The 22398-nt window shown below is 63.8% G+C and carries 16 protein-coding genes and 1 pseudogene; 4 read left to right on the plus strand and 13 right to left on the minus strand.

The window, feature by feature from the left end; genetic code table 11:
• Window positions 1-117 precede the first annotated feature (117 nt).
• The 3 genes from hutU to hutC all read right to left on the minus strand — a co-directional run bounded on the left by hutU (window position 118) and on the right by hutC (window position 3446).
• A complete protein-coding gene (gene hutU, locus LGQ10_RS17080) occupies window positions 118-1800 on the minus strand; it encodes a urocanate hydratase (protein ID WP_226522653.1) in 1683 nt (560 codons plus the stop codon).
• A gap of 408 nt (window positions 1801-2208) precedes the next feature.
• The gene (locus LGQ10_RS17085; protein ID WP_226522654.1) at window positions 2209-2781 is read right to left on the minus strand and encodes a HutD family protein; all 573 of its coding nucleotides are present in this window, start codon (window positions 2779-2781) and stop codon (window positions 2209-2211) included.
• Window positions 2778-3446: a histidine utilization repressor gene (gene hutC / locus LGQ10_RS17090; RefSeq protein WP_264194096.1), complete on the minus strand. Its 669-nt coding sequence runs from the start codon at window positions 3444-3446 to the stop codon at window positions 2778-2780. The genes LGQ10_RS17085 and hutC overlap by 4 nt, the downstream gene beginning before the upstream one ends.
• Window positions 3447-3665: 219 nt before the next feature.
• On the opposite strand from hutC, the gene LGQ10_RS17095 reads away from it, so the two are divergent.
• Window positions 3666-5030, plus strand: coding sequence for a formimidoylglutamate deiminase (locus LGQ10_RS17095; protein ID WP_226522655.1), 1365 nt, complete (start codon window positions 3666-3668; stop codon window positions 5028-5030).
• Window positions 5031-5129: 99 nt separating this feature from the next.
• Here LGQ10_RS17095 and LGQ10_RS17100 read toward each other — a convergent pair whose 3' ends face one another.
• The 3 genes from LGQ10_RS17100 to LGQ10_RS17110 all read right to left on the minus strand — a co-directional run bounded on the left by LGQ10_RS17100 (window position 5130) and on the right by LGQ10_RS17110 (window position 6264).
• Window positions 5130-5699 (minus strand): lipocalin family protein, encoded by a 570-nt coding sequence (locus LGQ10_RS17100; RefSeq protein WP_058433822.1) that lies wholly within the window; start codon window positions 5697-5699, stop codon window positions 5130-5132.
• A gap of 33 nt (window positions 5700-5732) precedes the next feature.
• The gene (locus LGQ10_RS17105) at window positions 5733-5987 is read right to left on the minus strand and encodes a hypothetical protein (RefSeq protein WP_058433821.1); all 255 of its coding nucleotides are present in this window, start codon (window positions 5985-5987) and stop codon (window positions 5733-5735) included.
• 136 nt (window positions 5988-6123) lie between these two features.
• Window positions 6124-6264, minus strand: coding sequence for a hypothetical protein (locus LGQ10_RS17110; protein ID WP_226522656.1), 141 nt, complete (start codon window positions 6262-6264; stop codon window positions 6124-6126).
• Between the two features lie 15 nt (window positions 6265-6279).
• Here LGQ10_RS17110 and LGQ10_RS31610 point away from each other — a divergent pair.
• Both LGQ10_RS31610 and LGQ10_RS31615 read left to right on the plus strand, forming a co-directional pair.
• Window positions 6280-7302 (plus strand): annotated as a pseudogene (locus LGQ10_RS31610) (cache domain-containing protein); the annotation flags it as partial.
• A gap of 93 nt (window positions 7303-7395) precedes the next feature.
• Window positions 7396-8160, plus strand: a complete 765-nt coding sequence (locus LGQ10_RS31615; protein WP_413247631.1) for a methyl-accepting chemotaxis protein — start codon at window positions 7396-7398, stop codon at window positions 8158-8160.
• Window positions 8161-8276: 116 nt separating this feature from the next.
• Here LGQ10_RS31615 and LGQ10_RS17120 read toward each other — a convergent pair whose 3' ends face one another.
• The 5 genes from LGQ10_RS17120 to LGQ10_RS17140 all read right to left on the minus strand — a co-directional run bounded on the left by LGQ10_RS17120 (window position 8277) and on the right by LGQ10_RS17140 (window position 17740).
• Window positions 8277-8879, minus strand: a complete 603-nt coding sequence (locus LGQ10_RS17120; RefSeq protein ID WP_226522658.1) for a DUF924 family protein — start codon at window positions 8877-8879, stop codon at window positions 8277-8279.
• Window positions 8880-8882: 3 nt separating this feature from the next.
• Complete coding sequence (locus tag LGQ10_RS17125) at window positions 8883-9893, minus strand: class 1 fructose-bisphosphatase (RefSeq protein WP_058438907.1); 1011 nt, start codon at window positions 9891-9893, stop codon at window positions 8883-8885.
• A gap of 172 nt (window positions 9894-10065) precedes the next feature.
• Window positions 10066-11445 carry a DUF3999 domain-containing protein gene (locus LGQ10_RS17130; protein ID WP_226522659.1) on the minus strand — a complete coding sequence of 460 codons (1380 nt, stop codon included), beginning with the start codon at window positions 11443-11445 and terminating at the stop codon, window positions 10066-10068.
• Window positions 11442-15074: a DUF2339 domain-containing protein gene (locus LGQ10_RS17135; RefSeq protein ID WP_226522660.1), complete on the minus strand. Its 3633-nt coding sequence runs from the start codon at window positions 15072-15074 to the stop codon at window positions 11442-11444. The genes LGQ10_RS17130 and LGQ10_RS17135 overlap by 4 nt, the downstream gene beginning before the upstream one ends.
• A 215-nt stretch (window positions 15075-15289) precedes the next feature.
• Window positions 15290-17740: a glycogen/starch/alpha-glucan phosphorylase gene (locus LGQ10_RS17140; RefSeq protein ID WP_058437673.1), complete on the minus strand. Its 2451-nt coding sequence runs from the start codon at window positions 17738-17740 to the stop codon at window positions 15290-15292.
• A 264-nt stretch (window positions 17741-18004) separates the two neighbouring features.
• Between LGQ10_RS17140 and LGQ10_RS17145 the strand changes: the two genes are divergently transcribed.
• Window positions 18005-18448, plus strand: coding sequence for a YkgJ family cysteine cluster protein (locus LGQ10_RS17145; protein ID WP_031320092.1), 444 nt, complete (start codon window positions 18005-18007; stop codon window positions 18446-18448).
• 261 nt (window positions 18449-18709) lie between these two features.
• On the opposite strand, the gene typA is transcribed toward LGQ10_RS17145, so the two are convergent.
• Window positions 18710-20530, minus strand: a complete 1821-nt coding sequence (typA, locus tag LGQ10_RS17150) for a translational GTPase TypA (protein ID WP_058437671.1) — start codon at window positions 20528-20530, stop codon at window positions 18710-18712.
• A 139-nt stretch (window positions 20531-20669) separates the two neighbouring features.
• Window positions 20670-22124 (minus strand): tRNA uracil 4-sulfurtransferase ThiI, encoded by a 1455-nt coding sequence (gene thiI / locus LGQ10_RS17155; RefSeq protein WP_058437669.1) that lies wholly within the window; start codon window positions 22122-22124, stop codon window positions 20670-20672.
• Window positions 22125-22398: the final 274 nt, after the last annotated feature.

Genomic DNA, 22398 nt, shown 5'->3' on the forward strand with positions numbered 1-22398 from the left:
CGTTATTGTTCTCCCGGGGGATTCTTGTCATGTCGAAGCTCTGCTACACGGACCGAGCCGTCGCCCTGCAAGGTGCGACGGCTCCCTCCCTGGTCCTGGCGGCGAACCGCCGGGGTGCTACTTGCCGGTGATCATCGGCAGGTTAAGGCCTTGCTCCTTGGCACAGTCGATGGCGATCTGGTAACCGGCATCGGCGTGACGCATGACGCCGGTGCCCGGGTCATTGGTCAGTACGCGGGCGATCCGTTCGGCAGCCTCGTCGCTGCCGTCGCAGACGATGACCATCCCCGAGTGCTGGGAGAAGCCCATGCCGACGCCACCGCCGTGGTGCAGGGAAACCCAGGTCGCGCCGCTGGCGGTGTTGAGCAGGGCGTTGAGCAGTGGCCAGTCGGACACGGCGTCGGAGCCATCCTGCATCGACTCGGTTTCACGGTTCGGGCTGGAGACCGAACCGGAATCCAGGTGATCGCGACCGATGACGATCGGCGCCGACAGCTCGCCGCTGCGGACCATTTCGTTGAACGCCAGGCCCAGCTTGGCGCGCTGGCCCAGGCCGACCCAGCAGATACGCGCCGGCAGGCCCTGGAAGCTGATGCGTTCGCGGGCCATGTCCAGCCAGTTGTGCAGGTGGGCATCGTCCGGGATCAGTTCCTTGACCTTGGCGTCGGTCTTGTAGATGTCTTCGGCGTTGCCCGACAGGGCTGCCCAGCGGAACGGACCGATACCGCGGCAGAACAGCGGACGAATGTAGGCGGGGACAAAACCCGGGAAGTCGAAGGCGTTGGCCACGCCCTCTTCCTTGGCCATCTGGCGGATGTTGTTGCCATAGTCGAAGGTCGGGATGCCCTGCTTCTGGAAGTCGAGCATGGCCTGCACGTGCACGGCCATGGACTGCTTGGCGGCCTTGACCACGGCAGCCGGTTCCGTCTGGGCGCGGTCACGGTACTGCTCCCAGGTCCAGCCGGCCGGCAGGTAGCCGTTGAGCGGGTCGTGGGCGCTGGTCTGGTCGGTGACCATGTCCGGGCGCACGCCCCGCTTGACCAGTTCAGGCAGGATTTCTGCCGCGTTGCCCAGCAGGGCGATGGAGATCGCCTTGCCTTCGGCGGTGTACTTGGCGATACGTGCCAGGGCGTCGTCCAGGTCCTTGGCTTGCTCGTCGACATAACGGCTGCTCAGGCGGAAGTCGATGCGGCTCTGCTGGCATTCGATGTTCAACGAGCAGGCGCCGGCCAGGGTCGCGGCCAGTGGCTGGGCGCCACCCATGCCGCCCAGGCCCGCGGTCAGGACCCAACGGCCCTTGAGGGTGCCGCCGTAGTGCTGGCGACCGGCCTCGACGAAGGTTTCGTAGGTGCCTTGGACGATGCCCTGGCTACCAATGTAGATCCAGCTGCCGGCGGTCATCTGGCCATACATGGCCAGGCCCTTGGCATCCAGTTCATTGAAGTGTTCCCAGCTGGCCCAGTGCGGCACCAGGTTGGAGTTTGCGATCAGCACGCGCGGGGCGTTGGAGTGGGTCTTGAACACGCCGACGGGCTTGCCGGACTGCACCAGCAGGGTTTCGTCATCATTGAGCTGGGTCAGGGCCTCGACAATCTTGTCGTAGCATTCCCAGTTGCGCGCAGCGCGCCCGATCCCACCGTAGACCACCAGTTCCTTGGGATTCTCGGCGACTTCCGGATCGAGGTTGTTCATCAACATGCGCAGCGGCGCTTCGGTCAGCCAGCTCTTGGCGGTCAGCGTATTGCCACGTGCAGCGCGAATTTCAACGTTCCGGTATTTGGTGAATTTGTTGTCAGCCACGGAAAACCTCCTCGACGATGTGCTCAAGGTGCGAAGAGGAAAGTGACGACTCTTACGCACACATATTTACTTGTACATACAAGCATATGCAATCAAGCGGCCAACTCTGCCCGCACATGCTCGCGGGCCGTTTGAAAATCCCAGGAGGCCTTGCAGGACGGGCCTCTCATCGCACCGAAAAAAATTCGTTGGTCACAGCCACTGCCCTGTACGGCTGTTACCAGCCGCGGAATTTGCGCCGTTATGGGGCCTTCGGTAACAAATGGGTGCGCGCAAGAAACAGCCGTCGTCACTGGAACGGGCAAGGCCTGGCCACCTCGCCCGAGGGGACGAAGTACCGATGGAAAAAGAGGGTAGTCAAAGGCGGGAAGCCAACAGGCCAGGCCCTGGCCTGTTGGTGCCGGGGGATCAGATGCCGGTGAGTTCGATCACGCAGCAACGCCCTTCGAGGGCGATTTCAAGCACGCCGGCATTATCGTCCAGGCGCAGGCAGTCATGATGTCCCAAGGCCTGTACCGAGGCGCCGCAGACTTCTACCCAGGCCTGTTCGACAGCGCTGAACACCAGCACGGTGTGTGCCTGGGTGAAGAAACGCTGCTGGCCCTCGAACCATTGCAGACGCGCCACATAACGTTCGGGGCTGTAGATCAGGTTGAAGTCACGGATCGCACCGTCCAGCAACGTGCAGTCAACCTGGCTGGCACCACTGAACGCAAAGGGGTCCAGGGGCAGCAGCGGCCGCACATCCTGGCCATCCACACAGAGCTGCATGCCGGCGCCCTGCAGCACGGTAATGATCCTCTGGTACCCGGCAAAGCTGGAGAAACCACCGGATTCGCCGATGTCGGCAATCGACAGGCGCCAGCCGAACCCTTCCAGGCCGGCCCCGGCATCCCGGGTGATTTCCTCCGTGCTGCCGCCACCGTTCTTCCAGGGCATGCGCGGATAGTCGGCGGCACGTAACAGGCTGGATCGGATCATTTGTGAAAGCGTCCTTCGAGGCGGTGGCGGGAACCGGGGTGGATCAGCCTCGCGGCGGTCACAGGCTGGCGCCCGGACCAGGTGCGGCGGCGGATCAGCAGGCAAGGCTCGCCGCGTTCGATCTGCAGGAGCCTGCATTCTTCAGGCTCGGCGAGGATCGCCTCGACCACATGCTCGCCCTCGGTCAGGGGCGCGACCTGGGACAGGTAGGCGTAGGGGGTCTGCAGGGTGAAATCCTGCTTGAGGTATTCCGGCGCCACCAGCGCGTTGACGAAGCGATCCTCGATCTGCACCGGGATGTCATTCTCGAAGTGCACGATCAGCGAGTGGAAGACCTTCTGCCCTTCGCGCATGTCCAGGGCCAGGGCGCGCTCGGAACCGGCGGCCTCCTCGCCCAGGGTGATGACCTGGCAGGTATGGCGATGCCCGCGGGAGGCAATCTCGTCGGCGATGTTGTGCACTTCGAACAGCGCCGACTGGGTCTTGGGCTCGGCGACGAACGTACCCACGCCCTGCATGCGCACCAGCAGGCCTTCGGCGGTCATCTCGCGCAGCGCGCGGTTGATGGTCATGCGGCTGAAGCCCAGTTGGCTGACCAGTTCGCTTTCCGATGGCACGCGGTAATGCGGCGGCCAGTTTCCGCTCTCGATCTGCTGGGTGATCATCTGCTTGACGCGGGCATACAAGGGCGCCGGACTATCGCTCAGGTGGGCAGCCAGCGGCGAGTTGGCAGTCGGGGTCGGCACGGGAAATCCTTGAAGGTCGGTGAAGGTGGCCAGGGTCTGCTGACGCCTGGCGACGAAAGCCTAGCTTGCCGGAGTTTACCGGGCAGGCAAACGTCTGTATATGTATATACAAATAACACAGAATGGGGTGCTCGAACCATGTCCGCCTTCTTTGCCGAACGCGCGCTGCTGCCCGACGGATGGGCCAATGATGTACGTCTTGAAGTCAATGCCGACGGCCAGTTGACCCACATCCAGGCGAATGCCGGCGCAGAGGGCGCGGAGCGAATCAGGGGCCCCCTGCTGCCGGGCATGCCCAACCTGCACTCCCATGCATTCCAGCGGGCCATGGCCGGCCTGGCGGAAGTGGCGGGCAATCCCAACGACAGCTTCTGGACCTGGCGCGACCTGATGTATCGCCTGGTCGGCAAGATCAACCCCGATCAGTTGGAGATCATCGCCCGCCAGCTGTATATCGAGATGCTCAAGGCGGGCTACACCTCGGTAGCCGAATTCCATTACGTGCACCACGATGTCGACGGCCAGGCCTACGCCGACCCCGCCGAGCTGTCGCGGCGCATCAGCCAGGCTGCTGCCGGCAGTGGCATTGGCCTGACCTTGCTGCCGGTGCTGTACAGCCACTCCGGCTTCGGCGGCCAGGCTCCCAACGACGGCCAGCGCCGCTTCATCAACAGCACCGAACACTACCTGCGGCTGCAACAGCAGTTGCAGCCCCTGCTCGCCAGCCAGGCCCACCAGCAGCTGGGGCTGTGCTTCCACTCGCTGCGCGCGGTCACGCCCCAGCAGATCACCGAGGTGCTGGCCGCCAGCGACCCGCACTGCCCGGTGCATATCCACATCGCCGAGCAGCAGAAGGAAGTCGATGACTGCCTGGCCTGGAGCGGCCGCCGCCCCCTGCAATGGCTGTATGAAAACGTCCCGGTAGACCAGCGCTGGTGCCTGGTCCACGCCACCCATGCCAATCCCGAGGAAGTCAGCCTGATGGCCAGTAGCCAGGCAATCGCCGGCCTGTGCCTGACCACCGAGGCCAACCTCGGTGACGGCATCTTTCCTGCGGTGGACTTCCTGGCCCAGGGCGGACGCCTGGGCATCGGCTCCGACAGCCATGTCTCGTTGAGCGTGGTGGAAGAATTGCGCTGGCTGGAATACGGCCAGCGGCTGCGCGACCAACGCCGCAACCGCCTGTACCGGGCCGATCAGCCGATGGTCGGACGCACCCTGTACGACGCGGCACTGGACGGTGGCGCCCAGGCCCTGGGCCAGGCCATCGGCGCGCTCGCCGTGGGTCGCCGGGCCGACTGGCTGGTGCTCGATGGCAACGACCCCTACCTGGCCACCGCTAACGCCGACGGGATACTCAACCGCTGGCTGTTTGCCGGCGGCGACCGCCAGGTACGAGATGTGATGGTGGGTGGCTGCTGGGTGGTGCGAGACGGCCGGCATGCCGCCGAGGAAGACAGCAGCCAGGCCTTCACCCGGGTGCTGCGCGACTTGCTGGGCTGAGCGGCTCCCGCCGCCCCGGTCAATCATCAGGTGCCAGGCCCGCCTCACGGGCCAGCGGGGCTCTAGCCACAACGAGCGCCCGCCCTGATGACGTCCGGTCTACTTCGAGGTCTTGGCCATCGCCGAGTCCGACACTCGCCAGACCAGCCGCGTAGTGTCATAGCCCTGCTGTCGGGCCTTGCTCAGCAATTCCTCGCGCACGGTCTCGCTGACCTCCTTGGTACGCGACAGCAGCCACAGGTAACGACGATTCGGGTTGCCGACAATCGCGGTCTTGTAGTCATCGCTGACATACAGCACCCAGTAGTCGCCCTTGATAGCGCCCGGCAGCAGCCGTGAGAACCAGTTATCGAACTGCACCCAGAGCTTGTCGGTCTTGCCCGGCACCTGGGGCGTGGCCGTGCCACGGGCTTCTTCCCATGTCCATTGCGGGGTCAGGCAGCGGTTGAGCACCGCCACGTTGCCCTCCGGCAGCAGCGTGTAACGAGCCTCGGATTGCGCACAGTTGCGCTGGAAGTACATGGGCAGGCGAGCCAACTCGTACCAGGTTCCCTGGTAACGCTTGAGGTCCACATGATTGGCGGTCTTGGGCGCCAACGAATCGTCCCGGGACGTGGCGCAGCCGGCCAAGAGCAGGCCGGCCAGAAGAGTGACAACAAAACGCATCATTATTTTTCTCCCGCGGGCCCGAAGCCCCGGTTTTTACTTCAGGCCTTGCCCGGAAAACATCAGGACCTTGTCACCGGCATACTGCACGCTGATAAAGCTGTTCTTGTCGCCCCAGGTGCAACTGGACATGCCCAGTGCGCCCGAACAGTCGGTCGGCTTGCCCAGCAGCGTTTCGACATCGGCCTTGGGCATGCCCGCCGAGAGCTTGGAATAGTTTTCCTGATTGACCTTGCTGCATGCGACCAGCAGCACGCAGAACGACAACAGAGCGATGGAACGCAGGGACATGGTGAACTCCTGGACGAAAGGGGGAAGGCCTGTCAGCCAACCAGAAGCTTAGAAGAGAAAAGCCCCGTCTGGTTCCCCGCAGGACTTGGTATTTCTTACCGTTGCGCCAGGCATTTCCTTCGAAAATCAACCACCTTCAAGCGCCGTCCGACAGTTCGTCGGTTTTGTCCTGGCCGGGCTCATTTTCGATGATGGCCAGTCGACATAACTGCAGCGCAAAGCCCACCACTGTGGCAAATTGACGCCCCTCGCTGACCACCCCTTCGCGGTAGTTCACTTAATGACCAGTAATATGAAGTTCAGCCACAAGATCCTGCTTGCCGCCGCCCTCGTGGTCGCCGTTGCGTTCGCCTGTTTCATTCTGTTCAACGACTACCGCCAGCGGGAGGCCTTGCGCAGCAGTACCGAATCCTCGATGCAGGAACTGGGCAGCCTGACCACCAGCAACATCCAGACCTGGCTGGAAAGCCGCATCCAGCTCCTGCAATCGCTGGCCCAGCAGATCGCCGTGGATGGCAACGGTGCCGACAGCCTCAAGCGCAGCGTCGGCCTGCCCGCCTACACCAGCAACTTCCAGCTCAGCTACTTCGGCGGCCAGGACGGCGTGATGTTCTCGGTGCCCGCCGGCAACCGTACCGCCGATTACGACCCTCGGGCCCGTGGCTGGTACAAGGCGGCCAACGCTGCGCAGCAGACCATCGTCACCGAGCCCTACATCGCCGCCTCATCCGGCAAGCTGGTGATCACCGTCGCCACCCCGGTGCAGCACCAGAACCGGATGATCGGCGTCGCCGGTGCCGACATCGACTTGTCGAGCATCAGCGCCATCATCAATTCGCTGAACTTCGGCGGTCATGGCCACGCCTTCATCGTCAGCGCAGACGGCAAGATCCTGATCCACCCCGACAACAAGCTGGTGCTCAAGAACCTGGCCGAGGCCTACCCGGACGGTGCACCACGGGTGAGCCCCGGCCTGCAGGAAGTACAACTGAACGGCAAGACCCAGTTCATTTCCTTCACTCGCGTCAAGGGTGTGACCTCGGCCGACTGGTACGTGGCCCTGGTCCTGGAGCAGGACACCGCATTCGCCATGCTCAGCGAGTTTCGCACCACGGCGCTGATCGCCATGGCGATAGCCGTGGTGATCATCATCGGCCTGCTGGGCATGCTGATTCGCCTGCTGATGCAACCGCTGCACCTGATGGGACGTGCCATGCACGATATCGCCGAAGGCGAAGGCGACCTGACCCGGCGCCTGGTGATCCATGGCCACGACGAGTTCGGCACCCTGGGGATGTCGTTCAACCGCTTCGTCGAGCGCATCCATGGCTCGATCCGCGAAGTGTCCTCGGCCACCGGCCAGGTCAATGAAGTGGCCCTGCGAGTGGTCGCCGCATCCAACTCGTCGATGCTCAACTCCGACCAGCAGGCCTCGCGCACCAGCAGCGTGGCCGCGGCCATCAACCAACTGGGTGCGGCCGCCCAGGAGATCGCCCAGAACGCAGCCCTGGCCTCCCAGCATTCCAGCGAGGCCCGCAACCTGGCCCAGGACGGCCAGCAGGTCGTGGGCAGGACCATCGACGCCATGCACCAGCTATCGGCCAAGATCAGCAGCTCCTGCGAGCACATCGAGACCCTGAACAGCAACACGGTGAACATCGGCCAGATCCTCGAGGTCATCACGAGCATCTCCCAGCAGACCAACCTGCTGGCGCTCAACGCCGCCATCGAGGCAGCCCGGGCCGGTGAAGCAGGCCGCGGCTTCGCCGTGGTGGCAGACGAGGTACGCAACCTCGCCCACCGCACCCAGGACTCGGCGCAGCAGGTGCAGAAGATGATCGAAGAGCTGCAAGTGGGCGCTCGCCAGGCCGTCGGCACCATGACCGAAAGCCAGCGTGAGAGCGACAGCAGCGTGGGCATCGCCAATCAGGCCGGCGAGCGCCTGGAAAGCGTGACCCAGCGCATCGGCGAAATCGATGGCATGAACCAGTCGGTGGCCACTGCAACGGAAGAACAGACCGCCGTGGTGGAATCGATCAACGTCGACATCACCGAAATCAACACCCTCAACCAGGAAGGCGTAGAAAACCTGCAAGCCACCCTGCGCGCCTGCGCCGACCTGGAGCAGCAGGCCAAGCGCCTGCAACACCTGGTGGGCAGTTTCCGTATCTGACGCTATCGGTGGATGGCTTCGTAAGCTGCTGGCGCGCGATCCGCAGGAAAACTGCCGCGAGGCCCTGCGGGCCTTGGCGCAGCCTCGCCAGCTCGGCAGCGGCTGCAGGGTCAGGCTTAGAAGCTTGAACCGGGTTGACGCAGGAAGGCCACTTCCTCGGCGCTAGACTCCCGCCCGAGAATGACATTGCGGTGGGGGAAGCGCCCGAAGCGGGCAATGATCTTCTGGTGCCGTTCGGCATAGTCCAGCTGGCTGGCAAAGACCGGACGGTCCTCCAGCGGTTGCTCATCGTGCAGGGCTGCCAAGCGCGAGACGGCTTCGTTCTGCACCGCCAGGTGCTCGCAATGCTCGAACACCAGGTAGATGAAGCAGCGTTGCATGGGCGTCAGGCGCCGGTCGAAGTCCGCGGCGATACCCTGGGCCACCAGGGCCTGGGCACGGGAGTCGCCGGAGAATGCCCTGGGTGTGTCGCGATGGATCATGCGCGGCAACTGGTCCAGCAACAGCACCAGGCCCAGCCAGCCTTCGGGACTTTGCGTCCACTCGGTCAAGCCCCCGGCAAGGGCCTGCTCGACCAGGTCGCCGAAACGCTGTTGCGCTTCGCGGTCCTGGCTGTCGCGCTTGCCGAACCACAAGCCACCCTTGGCAGCGACGATCTGCGCCGGCGTCTGGGCATCACCAAACCACCATTCGAGCAGAGGCTGCCAGGGTGTGCTCATGATCTACTCCTGATGGTAGGCGGTTACCCGGGCCACTTCTTCCTTCGAACCGAGGAACACCGCTACGCGCTGGTGCAGGCCTTCAGGCTGGATGTCGAGGATACGCTGGTGACCGTTGGTGGAAGCGCCACCGGCCTGTTCCACCAGGAACGACATCGGGTTGGCTTCGTACATCAGGCGCAGCTTGCCGGGTTTCTCCGGTTCACGGCTGTCACGCGGATACATGAACAGGCCACCACGGGTCAGGATACGGTGCACATCGGCCACCATCGCGGCAACCCAGCGCATGTTGTAGTTCTTCTTCAGCGGGCCGGTATCGCCAGCCAGCAGTTCGTCCACGTAGCGCTTGACCGGGGCTTCCCAGTGACGCTCGTTGGACATGTTGATCGCGAATTCCTGGGTGCTTTCAGGAATGGTGATGTCCTCGTGGGTCAGGACGAAGCTGCCCATCTCGCGGTCCAGGGTGAAGCCCTTGACGCCGTCGCCCAGGGTCAGCACCAGCATGGTCTGCGGGCCGTAGATCGCGTAGCCGGCGGCCACTTGCTTGGAGCCCGGCTGCAGGAAGGCCTTTTCATTCAGGGCTTCGTTCTGGCTCAGGTACTCGTTGGGGCAACGCTGCACCGAGAAGATAGTGCCGACCGGGGCATTGATGTCGATGTTCGACGAGCCGTCCAGCGGGTCGAATACCAGCAGGTAGGCACCCTTGGGGTACTTGCCGGGGATCTGGTAGGCATTGTCCATTTCCTCGGACGCCATGCCGGCCAGGTGACCGCCCCATTCGTTGGCCTCGAGCAGGATCTCGTTGGAGATCACGTCGAGTTTCTTCTGCACTTCGCCCTGTACGTTTTCCGTGCCCATGCTGCCCAGTACCCCGCCCAGGGCACCCTTGGACACGGCATGGCTGATTTCCTTGCAAGCACGCGCCACCACTTCGATCAGGAAGCGCAGATCGGCAGGAGTGTTGTTGCTGCGGGTCTGCTCAATCAAGTAGCGACTCAGGGTAACGCGGGACATGGAAGGCTCCGGAAGGATGGGGGGCTTGAAAAACCCGCGCAGTTTAACGCGAGTCGGGGCGCATTTCCTCATCTGAGACAGGGAACCGGCAGATAGAGTTCAGGCACCGGCTTGAGCGTAGTCGCAAACCACGGCCATGGCTGGCGAGGAGGCGCGCCTCCTCGCCCCTGGCTCAGGACCCGGCCTGGGGTTTGCGCAAGAGACTGAAGGCCATGCCGCCCAGGGCCAGCACGCCCAGCAGCAGCACCGCCCACAAGCCGACCTTCTTCCAGTCGCGCCCTGGCGCAACGGGTGTCGCGACAGCAACGCCGGCCGGCGCAGCCAGTTGCCCTGCATCCTCGATCCGCGCCTGGCCCAACTCCTTGAGGCGTTGCGGGCTGTAGTCGGGGATCAAGGTGGACAGCGGCAGGTTGGCCGCGCTCACCCCGGGGTTGCCCAGCGCCAGGGTATAGGGCCCCGTCCCTCGGGCCAGGAACACCAGTTGCGCACCACGCACCGCGAAGGCCAGGGGCGGTGCCTCGGCGCCCAGGCCACCGCCGCGCTCATCCACCACCAGCCTGAGCTGCTGCACGACCTGCCCCGGCAGTTGCAACTCGTTCTGCTGCACATCCTGGCCATTCTGGGTCAGGCGATACAGCAGGCCATTGCCCAGGGGCTGCCAGGGCTGGTTGCTCTCGCGTCGCCCGTAAAGACGGGCCGGCGCCAGGCTGTTGGCCTGCTTGAGTTCGATTCGCACCCGCTCGACATTCAGTCCCATGGGCAACTGCCAGCTGTATTCACCCGGCTTGGCAGTGGCACCGACCAATGGCTGCGACCACACCAGAGGCGATGGCTGGCTGCTGGTGGTGCTGCTCTGCAATTGCGCGGAAGTCAGGGCGGGGGCGGTTTGCGGGGTCTTCCACAGCAAGCGCAGGTAACGCGCCGACTGCCCGGGTAGCGCCACTTCGTGCTGCTCGACTCGTTCGTCGGCAAACGACAGCCGCGCCACCTGCCCTTCGCCCCAGGCTTGCCAGTGCTGCAGATCGTCGCTGGCCTCGATGCTGAAGCGCTGGAAACCATCATGCTCGCTGCTCCAGTCCAGAATCAGCTGCTGCAGCGGTGCCTTGATCGCACTGGCATCGAGCAACCAGCCGCGCAGCACCGCCTGCCCTGCCTGCGGCCTGGCTTCGGGTTGCACCTCCACCAGGGTGCCGTTGGTACCCGACTGCACACGCACGGTGGCCGGGGTATCGCCGGCCTGGGCGGCGTTGTACAGCGGGAACCATTTCACCGCGCTGAGGCTGCGCTGCTCGGTGGCCTGGGCCTGCTGGCGAGCCAGTGCATAGGCCTGGGGTTCGCCGGCGGCGTTGAATACCCGAATGTCTCGCAGATCGGTCTGGCTGGCGCGCAATTGCACCGCCAGCGCAAGCTCCAGGCGATACCAGGGCCCCTCCCCGCTCAGGCTCAAGGGCACCCGGGACTGGAAATCCCCCGGTTGCTCCTGGGCCACGGCGGACAACGCCACACACAGGCCCATGGCCCCCCACCAGCGCAGGTTCAGCTTCTGACTCAAGGCGACACTCCTTCATTCAACGACTGGCCGGCCCGAGGCTCGGCCTCCTGCCGCTTGGGCGGCAACGGGGCGAAGTAGCCCACCACCAGCAACAGCGCACCGACCCCGATGAACGAGACGATCCGCGCCAGCCCGCCACGGTTGCTCAACTCCACCAGGAACAGCTTGGCCACCACCACGGCGATCAGCACCGCCCCGATCAGCCACACTTCGCGGCGATGGCGCAGGTGCCCGCCAATCATCAAGCCCAGGGCGATCAGGGTCCAGACAATGGACAACCCAGCCTGGACCATCATCGATTCGAGCAGCGCATCGGGATGGAACGGCACGCCGCTCCAGTGGTGGGCGGTGCGCATCACCAGCACGGTAAAGAAGGCGAACAGCGAGACCCCGGCCACCAACTGCGCGCCACGCTCGGCGTAATCACTGCGGATCGCCAGTTCCCGCGCTGCGCTACGGGACCAGACATAGACCCCGAACAGGGCGAACAGCAGCCCCAGCTCCAGCGGGTTGAGCAACGGCAGATAGGGCAACGGATCGGCGCGCCCGTCGCTGAACAGGTTGGCCAGCCAGAACCAGCCAAGCATCAGCACCGCCAGGGGGAACGCGGCATACAAGCGATACTCCCGGGAATGACCAGCCACCGGCCACGGCCAGGTGCGCGGCGCGGCCATCGCCACCAGGTACAGGCTCGGCAGGATCGCCCAGCCCAGCCAGCGCCAGGCGTTGTACTGCTCGGACAACAGCAGCAGGCCATAACGCAGCTGCAGTGCCAGTACCGCAATCAACAACCAGCAACCCAGCACATGGGCGACGCTCGCCACCCGGGCCGGCAGCAGCCCTGCCAGGCGCCGCAGGCTGAAGAAATGCACGGCGAACAGTGCTGTCCAGGCCAGCCAGCCGAAATTCGCCGCCGGGTGGTAGCGGCTGGCCCAGGAAGCCATCAACACCAGCGCGCCAGCCGGGATCAGCAGGCTGCCCAGCAGGCCCAGGGACTTCCATTGCAGGCGCACCGCCAGCAGCGTGGCGAACAGCACACTGGCCGTGGCCAGCGCCAACAGCAAGGCCGGCTGCCAATGGACTGGAGCAAAACGCAGCACTTCCTTGATCCAGGTGAACGCCCACCAGCACGCGCCCCAGGCCAGCAGCAGGTCGGACAGCCGCCCCAGGCTCAAGGCATCGAACGCCGCGCCATGGTTGCCGCGCTGCAGACGCCAGGCCCCCAGCAGCGCCGCCAGGCCCAGCACCATGGGCGTCCAGAAGTCGCCATTGGCCAGGGGCCGCACACCGTCGACCACGGCAGCGTAGCCCCCCTGCGAACCGACCAGCAGGAAGGCGCTGCCACCAATCACTTGCAGCACCAGGCCGAAGACAAAGCTCGTCCGCTGTTGCAGGTACAGGCTCAACCAGATGATCAGCAGGCCACTGGCGGCCCACACACCGCTGGCGGTGCGCCACGGCAAGACAAACAGCACCGCCAGGTTGATCAGCACCAGCCCCGCCAGCAGCACCAGCGACAGGCCGCGCAGCAGGCGCGGATCGTCGCGCACCATGGCATCGCGCGACGCCACCAGCATGCCGCCGATCAGCGCCAGGCCAATCAGCGACGCGCTCATCAATCCGCTCCAGCCACTGCCGAACACCCCATTGGCCCCGGCATCCGCACCTTTGAGGCCCGTCAGGAACAATGCCCCACCGAGCAACTGGATGGCGAATGCGCTGAACAGGAAGGTCCGCGACTGCAGGCGCAGGCCGACGAACAGGGTCGCCAGCCCCGCCAGGGCCCAACTGATAGCCGTGCCCTGGGTGAGGAAGAACAGCGGCGCCAGCAAGTACAGGAACCCCAAGCCAGCCACCGCCAACAGCGGCCGGATGCCCTCCTTCAGCCAGTTCGGCAACAGGGCCTTCGGCGTGCGCCGCATCTGGTCGTAGCTGAACAGCAAGGCGCCGCCCAGCAGCAGCGCGCCCAAGGGCGCAGCGGACAGCAGGCTGGTGCTGGCAAAACGCACTGAATCGAGGAAGACCGCGGCCGAGCCTGCTTGCAGCAGCAGGGCGAAGGCCTGGGCCAGCGAACGCTGCTGGCGCATGCCGAGCCAGAAGATCCCGGCGCCCTCGACCGCCCAGGCCGCTGCGGTCCAGCGCGCATCCAGGCCCAGGGGAATCGCCAGGCTGGCGAAGATCACGCCCAGGGCCAGGCAGGTCTCGCCCAGCAGCACCGCCCGGCCGCCCAGCAGCAGGCGTGCCAGCAGCATGTAGACCAGGCCCAGGGCCAGGGCGCTGAAGGCGGCGGCCAACTCCAGGTGCTGGACCAGCGCCAGTTGCAGGCCGAAGCCTACCAGCGGTGGGCCGAAGAGCATGCTGCCGTCGACATAGTCGCCCTTGCGCACCGACCATTGCAGCAGCGCCTGGCGATCGCCGTCGGCCGGAGCATCGCTCAGGTCCAGCAACTTGCGCCGGGTGAACAGCAGGCCGATGGCCAGGTACATGAGGAAGAACAGGATCAGGAACGATTCGCTGCTCCACAGCAGTTCCGGGGTATAGGAACGCATGCCCCAGGCGAAACCGATGCCGAAGGTGCCGACGAAACCGATCAGGTTGAGCAGGCGCCAGGCCTTGAACCAGGCGATGGCGAGGATGCCGGCGTTGAGCAGGGCGAAGTAGCTGAACAGCGCCACGTGGCTACCCGCGCCCGTGGACGTGAGGATCGGCGCGGCGAACCCGCCCAGGGCCGCGGCGGCGGCCAGCCCCAGGGCATCCTGGGTAATGGCCAGGATCGCCGAGAACAGCGTCACCGCCACCAGCAGGCCAAGGGCGGCGGAAGGGTCCAGCAACGGGTGCAGGCGCATGGCCGCGAACACCGTCAGGTACAGCACCGCGATCCCCGTGCCCTGGAGCATCAGGGCATAGGCACCGTTGCGGTGCCGCAACCACCAGCCCAGGCCCAGCAAGCCCAGGGAGCAGGCCGCGACTGCGGCATAACGCAGTTCGATGGGCACCACCACGCCTTCGGTGGCATAACGCAGGAGGAAGGCCAGGCCAAGGAACAGCAGCACGACCCCCACCCGCAGTACGGTATTGCCGCCGAACAGCCAGTTGCGGGCACCGCTGATGGCGCGTTCGATCAGGTTCGGTTCGTGCGCCACCGGAGTTGCCGACCGAGGTGCTGGCTGTGGTGTCGGTTGCGGCCGCCAGACCGAATCCGGCACGGGTGCGCTGGCCGCGGCAGGCGGCAGTTCCCAGACCAGGTCGGCGGCAGCTGGAGCCGGCCGCAGGGGCTGGACCTCATCAAGAATGAATTCAGGCAAGGGCTGTGGGGAAGGGGCCAGGCGGTCATCGGCCTGCGCCTCTGGCGCCGAATGGCTGCTGGCGCTGGCCTGGGCCTGCGCCACCGGTTCGACAGGCGGGCTGCTGCCGGCCTCCAGCAGCGCCAGGCGCTGGCCCAGCCCGGCCAGCGTTTGCCTGGCTTGCTCCAGCTCACGCTGCTGGCCAGCCACCTGCTTGTGCAAGAGGCCGAGACGAAAGGCCAGGCCAACGGCCAGCCCGAGGAAAGCACCGATCAGGGCATCGCTGAAAGACTCATCGACGATCCAGCCCAGCACCGCGCCCAGCAGCATGAACATCCATTGCATGTGTCGATATCCCTAAACAGTCCGCTGGCGGACAGGTCCAGCTGTTGTTGTGTTGCAGCCTCGGCTGCGGCCCTGCCTGCGCAGGGCCCGTCACCTCTATTGGAAGCCGGGTGTGGGCAGCAAGGCACGGACCAGGAGAAAACGGCATCCAGTATATCGACAAGGCCCGGCGAACGCCGGGCCTTGCTCACAGTTCCAGCGCCTGGCCGGCGGACCTACTCCAGGGCCTTCCAGATGTCCGTGGCGTACTCGCGGATGGTCCGGTCCGAGGAAAACCAGCCCATTCGCGCGCTATTGAGCACGGCCGAGCGCCACCACTCCTTGGAATCGTGCCAGCGCTCCTCGACCCTGGCCTGGGCGCTCCAGTAAGCGTCGAAGTCGGCGCAGACCAGGAACCGGTCGTGGTCGACCAGTGAATCGACCAGGCCGGTGTAGCGCGACGGGTCGTCCGGGGAGAACACCCCGCCCCGGATCGCCTGCAGGACATCGTTGAGGCGATGGGAGGCGGCAACATCCGGCACCGCGCTGAACTCGCCGTTGCGCTTGCGCGCCTCCACCTGCTGCGCACTGAGGCCGAAGATGAACATGTGCTCGGCCCCGACGCGCTCGCACATCTCGACGTTGGCCCCGTCCAGGGTGCCGATGGTCAAGGCGCCGTTGAGGCCGAACTTCATGTTGCTGGTGCCCGAGGCCTCGAACCCGGCGGTGGAGATCTGCTCCGACAGGTCGGCGGCAGGAATGATGCTCTCCGCCAGGCTGACGTTGTAGTTGGGCAGGAACACCACCTTGAGCAACCCGCGCACCGTCGGGTCGTTGTTCACCGTGCGGGCGATGTCGTTGGTCAGCTTGATGATCAGCTTGGCCTGGTGGTAGCTGGCGGCTGCCTTGCCGGAGAAGATCTTCACCCGTGGCACCCAGTCGGTTTCCGGTTCCGCGCGGATCGCCTGGTACAGGGCCACGGTGTGCAACAGGTTGAGCAGTTGGCGCTTGTACTCGTGGATTCGCTTGACCTGCACATCGAACATCGCCGCCGGGTTGACTGCGATCCCCAACCGTTCGTGGATGATCGCCGCCAGGGCCCGCTTGCTGTGCAGGCGCTGCTCGGCGAACTGCTTGCGAAACGCCGGTTTCTCGGCAAAGGGCTCGAGCGCCGGCAGCCGGTCCTCGGGGCTGTCCAGCAACTCCGGTCCCAGGGCATCGACCAGCATCTGGGTCAGTTGCGGATTGGCCTGGTACAACCAGCGGCGGAAGGTGATGCCGTTGGTCTTGTTGTTGATCCTCTCGGGGTAGAGCTTGTGCAACTCGGAGAACACCGTGCTGCGCATCAGCTGGGTATGCAGGCCGGACACACCGTTGACGCTGTGGGAACCGAGGAAGGCCAGGTTGCCCATCCGCACCCGGCGCCCGTTGTCCTCTTCGATCAGAGACACCGCGCGCAGCACGTCGAAATCGTGCAGGCCCTTGGCCCGCAGCGCGTCAATGTGCTGGGCATTGATCAGGTAGATGATCTGCATGTGCCTCGGCAGCAAACGCTCCATCAATCCTACCGCCCAGGTTTCCAGCGCCTCGGGCAGCAGGGTGTGGTTGGTGTAGGCCAGGGTTTCCACGGTGATCTGCCACGCCGCATCCCAGGCGATACCGTGCAGGTCCACCAACTGGCGCATCAGCTCGGCCACGGCGATCGAGGGGTGAGTGTCGTTGAGCTGGATGGCTGCATGCTCGCCGAGGCTGAGCACCGAATCGTGCATGTTCTTGTGCCGACGCAGCAGGTCCTGCAACGAGGCCGAAACGAAGAAGTATTCCTGACGCAGGCGCAGTTCCTGGCCGGCCTCGGTGCTGTCGGCCGGGTACAACACCCGGGAAATGCTCTCGGCCCGGGCCACCTCGGCCACGGCCCCCAGATGGTCCCCGGCATTGAAGCGTTCCAGGTGCAGCTCCTCCATGGCTCGGGCCCGCCACAGCCTCAGGGTATTGACGCTGGCCCCGCGCCAGCCCACCACCGGGGTGTCGTAGGCCACCGCGCGCACCGTCTCTGCCGGCCACCAGACCTGACGGGAACCACCCGCCTCGTCGGTCACGGTCTCGACGCTGCCGCCAAAACCGATGGAGTAGATCACTTCGGGCCGCTCGAACTCCCACGGGTTGCCGAAGTCCAGCCAGTGCTCGGTCTGCTCCTGCTGCCAGCCATCGACGATGGCCTGGCGGAACAGCCCGTGTTCGTAGCGGATGCCATAACCGTGGCCGGCAATACCCAGGGTCGACATGCTTTCCATGAAACATGCCGCCAGGCGCCCGAGACCACCGTTGCCCAGGGCTGCATCGGGCTCCAGCAGGCGAATGCGTTCCAGGTCCACCCCCAGGTCGGAGAGGGCTTCACGGGCCACATCCAGCAGCCCGAGGTTGCTCAGGCTGTCGATCAGCAACCGACCGATCAGGAACTCCAGGGACAGGTAGTACACCCGCTTCTGCCCTCGGCGATAGATCTGCCGTGTGTGGTCCATCCAGCGATCGACCATGTGGTCCCGGGCCGCCAGGGCAATGGCCTCGAACCAGTCGTGGTCGAAGGCATGGTCCGGGTCCTTGCCGACCGCATAGGTGAGTTTGGTCAAGACAGCTTCGCGAAAAGCCGCCACCTCCGTGTCGCGAACCTGGGGTTCCTGAGTCATCGTTACGACCTCTGACGAGATTCACAGTGAGCATGGAATTGACTGAGCCTAGTCGGTCTGACACGGGGCAAAGGCTCTGGTTCGGCGCTATTTCACCTGGCCGGGCAAAAAGGGTGGGCCTTGGGCAGCGACAGGAAAATCAATGCAGGGGCCGTGCCGACGAAAACCGGCTGACCTGTCAGTGCGAAAAATCCGACACAAAGTTGTTCAAAAATCCACCAGTCCCGGTATGATCGCGCGCCCTGGAACCTGCCGGAACCCACCTTGATGAACTCCAACCTGATTGCCGCCGCGGAAATCGATCGCCTCGATACCTGGGCCAAGTACTCCGCGCCCATGTGCGGTTCCTGCATGTCCAGTTGCTGCACACTGCCAGTGGAAGTGAAGATCAAGGACCTGATCCGCATCGGCATCGTCGACGAGTTCGAGCGGGGCGAGCCGGCGAAGAACATCGCCAAGCGCCTGCAGAAGGAAGGTATCGTCGAGCGCTACAACCAGAAGTCGGAAATCTTCACCTTGCAGCGCATGAGCAACAACGACTGCCTGTATCTGGACCGCAAGAGCCGCCTGTGCACCATTTACGACAAGCGACCCGACACCTGCCGCAACCATCCCAAGATCGGCCCGCGCCCAGGCTACTGCGCCTACAAGCCCAAGCCCCTGGAACGCCCGAGCAACACCAGCCGGCGGACCCTGGAACGCTTCTGATCCCCTGCCTGCGCCTGCAACCCCGTTCACCACGTAGCCCTGTAGCCGCTACCGAGCCTTGGCGAGGCTGCGAACGGCTGCAAAGCAGCCGCAGTACGGACCACTGCAGAGTTTCAGATACACCGTTTTACGACCGCTACGCGGTCGATCGCAGCCTCGCAGGCTCGGCAGCGGCTACAGGACCCGAGCTTTTTCACAGATCAAAAAAAACGCCCCCGACCGCGAGGCCGGGGGCGTTTTCATTCAGCCGGAACTAAAGACTCAGTTCTTGGCTTTCTTGGCAGCGCGGGTACGCTCGCCTTCGTCCAGGATCTTCTTGCGCAGACGGATGGACTTAGGAGTCACTTCGCACAATTCATCGTCCTGGATGAATTCCAGAGCCTGTTCCAGGGTGAAGCGAACAGGTGGAACCAGGGCGATGGTTTCGTCTTTACCCGAAGCACGCATGTTGTCGAGCTTCTTGCCCTTGGTAGGGTTGACGCCCAGGTCGTTGTCACGGCTGTTCAGACCAACGATCTGACCGTTGTAGATCTCCTGGCCGTGCTCGACGAACAGCTTGCCGCGCGCCTGCAGGGTTTCCAGGGAGTAGGTCAGGGCCTTGCCGGTTTCAACCGAAACCAGGACACCGTTCTGACGGCCGGACATGTGGCCGGACTTCATGGTGTCGTAACGGTCGAAGATCGAGGTCAGGATGCCAGCACCGTTGGTCAGGGTCAGGAACTGGTTACGGAAACCGATCAGGCCGCGAGCAGGGATGTTGTATTCCAGGCGAACACGGCCCTTGCCATCCGGCACCATGTTGGTCAGGTCGCCCTTACGCAGGCCCATCTCTTCCATGACCTTGCCCTGGGAATCTTCAGGGATGTCGATGGTGACGTTTTCGAACGGTTCCTGCTTGGTACCGTTGACTTCGCGGATGATCACTTCAGGACGGCCTACAGCCATCTCGAAGCCTTCGCGACGCATGGTTTCGATCAGTACCGACAGGTGCAGCTCACCACGGCCGGAAACCTTGAACTTGTCAGCCGAGTCGCCTTCTTCAACGCGCAGTGCAACGTTGAACAGCAGCTCCTTGTCCAGACGCTCCTTGATGTTACGGGAGGTCACGAACTTGCCTTCTTTACCGCAGAACGGCGAGTCGTTGACCTGGAAGGTCATGGAAACGGTCGGCTCGTCGACGGTCAGCGGCTTCATCGCTTCAACGTTCAGCGGGTCGCACAGGGTGTCGGAGATGAACAGCTCGTCGAAACCGCTGATGCAGACGATGTCGCCAGCCAGGGCTTCTTCGACGTCAACGCGGTGCAGACCGTGGTGACCCATCAGCTTCAGGATACGGCCGTTGCGCTTCTTGCCTTCGGTGTCGATGGCGACAACCGGAGTGTTCGGCTTGACGCGACCACGAGCGATACGGCCAACGCCGATCACACCCAGGAAGCTGTTGTAGTCCAGGGCAGAGATCTGCATCTGGAACGGACCGTCACGGTCGACGCTTGGCGCTGGCACGTTGTCGATGATCGACTGGTACAGCGGGGTCATGTCTTCGGCCATCTCGGTGTGGTCCAGGCCGGCGATGCCGTTCAGGGCCGAGGCGTAGACGACTTTGAAGTCCAGCTGTTCTTCGGTAGCACCGAGGTTGTCGAACAGGTCGAAGATCTGGTCCAGAACCCAGTCAGGACGAGCGCCCGGACGGTCGACCTTGTTGATTACCACGATCGGACGCAGGCCGGCTTCGAAAGCCTTCTTGGTCACGAAACGGGTTTGCGGCATAGGGCCGTCTTGAGCGTCAACCAGCAGCAGAACGGAGTCGACCATCGACATTACACGTTCAACTTCGCCGCCGAAGTCGGCGTGGCCCGGGGTGTCCACGATGTTGATGTGGTAGCCGTTCCAGTTGATGGCGGTGTTTTTAGCCAGGATGGTAATGCCGCGCTCTTTTTCCTGGTCGTTGGAGTCCATCACGCGCTCGTCGTTGAGCTCGTTGCGCTCCAGGGTGCCGGATTGACGCAGGAGTTTGTCTACCAGGGTGGTCTTACCATGGTCAACGTGGGCGATGATGGCGATGTTGCGTAGATTTTCGATCACTTGTGTATCTCGATCAGAGGATTCGGTGTGCTGACCAATGCGGGCAGCGATGGACAGTAGATTCAGGCCTTGCCGTTACAGCTTGACGGCGGCGTCGGGGGGCCGGTGACGCAAGCCACAGGCGAACAGCCCCGGGCATTTAGCTCGGTCTATAAACGCGCACATTGGCATGTCCCTCGCTGAGCAGATGGTGAGCATGCAGGCGACTCATGACGCCTTTGTCGCAATACAGCAGGTACTGGCGGTTGGGATCCAGTTCCTTGAAACGAGCGTTCACCGCATAGAACGGCAACGCTTGCACTTCGATCCCCGACAGTTCCAGCGGATCGTCTTCCTGGGCATCCGGATGGCGGATGTCGATGACGATCTGGCCGGCCAGGGCTTCGTCGACTTCCTCGACCTTGAGGTCCTGGCCCAGCTCGTCGATCACTCGATCGATCGGCACCAGCTTGGCCCGCTCGATAGCACGCTCGAGCACGGCCATGTCGAATTCTTTCTCTTCATGCTCGACGCGATGGCGCTTGGCATTGGTCTTGGGGTTCACCGAGATGACCCCGCAGTACTCCGGCATGTGCTTGGCGAAGTCAGCGGTGCCAATCTGGTTGGCCAGGTCGATGATGTCCTGCTTGTGGCTGGCGATCAGCGGCCGCAGCACCAGCTTGTCGGTCACGCAGTCGATCACGGACAGGTTCGGCAGGGTCTGGCTGGACACCTGGGAAATCGCCTCGCCGGTCACCAGCGCGTCGATGTGCAGGCGTTCGGCGATGCTCGACGCGGCACGCAACATCATACGCTTCAAGATGACGCCCATATGACTGTCGTCGACCTTGCCAAGGATCTCGCCGAGCACTTCCTCGAACGGCACGCTGACGAACAGCACCCGCTGGGAGCTGCCGTACTTCTTCCAAATATAGTGCGCGACTTCCATCACGCCCAGTTCATGGGCACGTCCACCCAGGTTGAAGAAGCAGAAATGCCCCATCAGGCCGCGGCGCATGATCTGGTAGGCCGCCACAGTGGAGTCGAAACCACCGGACATCAGCACCAGGGTCTGTTCCAGGGCACCCAGCGGATAACCACCGATGCCGTTGTGCTGGCTATGGATCACGAACAACCGTTGGTCGCGAATTTCCATTCGCACTTCGATCTGCGGCTCTTTAAGGGAAATTCCCGCCGCACCGCACTGCCGGCGCAACTGGCTGCCGACGTACTTTTCCACATCCATGGAACTGAATTCATGCTTGCCGGCACGCTTGCAGCGCACGGCGAAAACCTTGCCCGAGAGGGCATCGCCAAAGTGCTGCTTGCACTTGGCGACGATATCGTCGAAGTCACCCAGGGGGTACTCGTCGACCTGCAGAAAATGCGCGATGCCGGGCATGCAGCACAGGCGCTCGGTCATGTCCTTCAGGGCCTTGGGCTCGCTGACGGCGGTTTCCAGCTCGAGGTTGTCCCATACACCATTGACCACCACGGCCGGGTCCAGGTCGCGGAGCACGGCACGGATGTTCTTGGCCAGCTGGCGGATGAAACGCGTCCGAACCGGGCGGCTCTTGATGGTGATTTCCGGGAAAACTTTAACGATTAGTTTCATGAAAACAGCGCGCGCTAGGCCAGCCGAAAAAGGGGGGCGCGGATTATAGCGGAAATTGCTCAAGGTTTAACCAGTTAATGTGCAGAAGGTTTTCAGTGCACCAAAACGGGTCATTTATTCAAATAAGCGCTACATTGCAGTGCGCAAAATGCCGGCGTTTGCGCCCATGGGTCGCATAAAGCCTGATTTTGGCGCACAAAACCCATCCCAGGGCACTGGCATGCAATTTGCTCCCTTGTGAGGCAGGTTGCCATGGCAGAGTATTCGCGCCGGC

It is taken from the genome of Pseudomonas sp. L5B5 (assembly GCF_020520285.1).
Taxonomy (GTDB): domain Bacteria; phylum Pseudomonadota; class Gammaproteobacteria; order Pseudomonadales; family Pseudomonadaceae; genus Aquipseudomonas.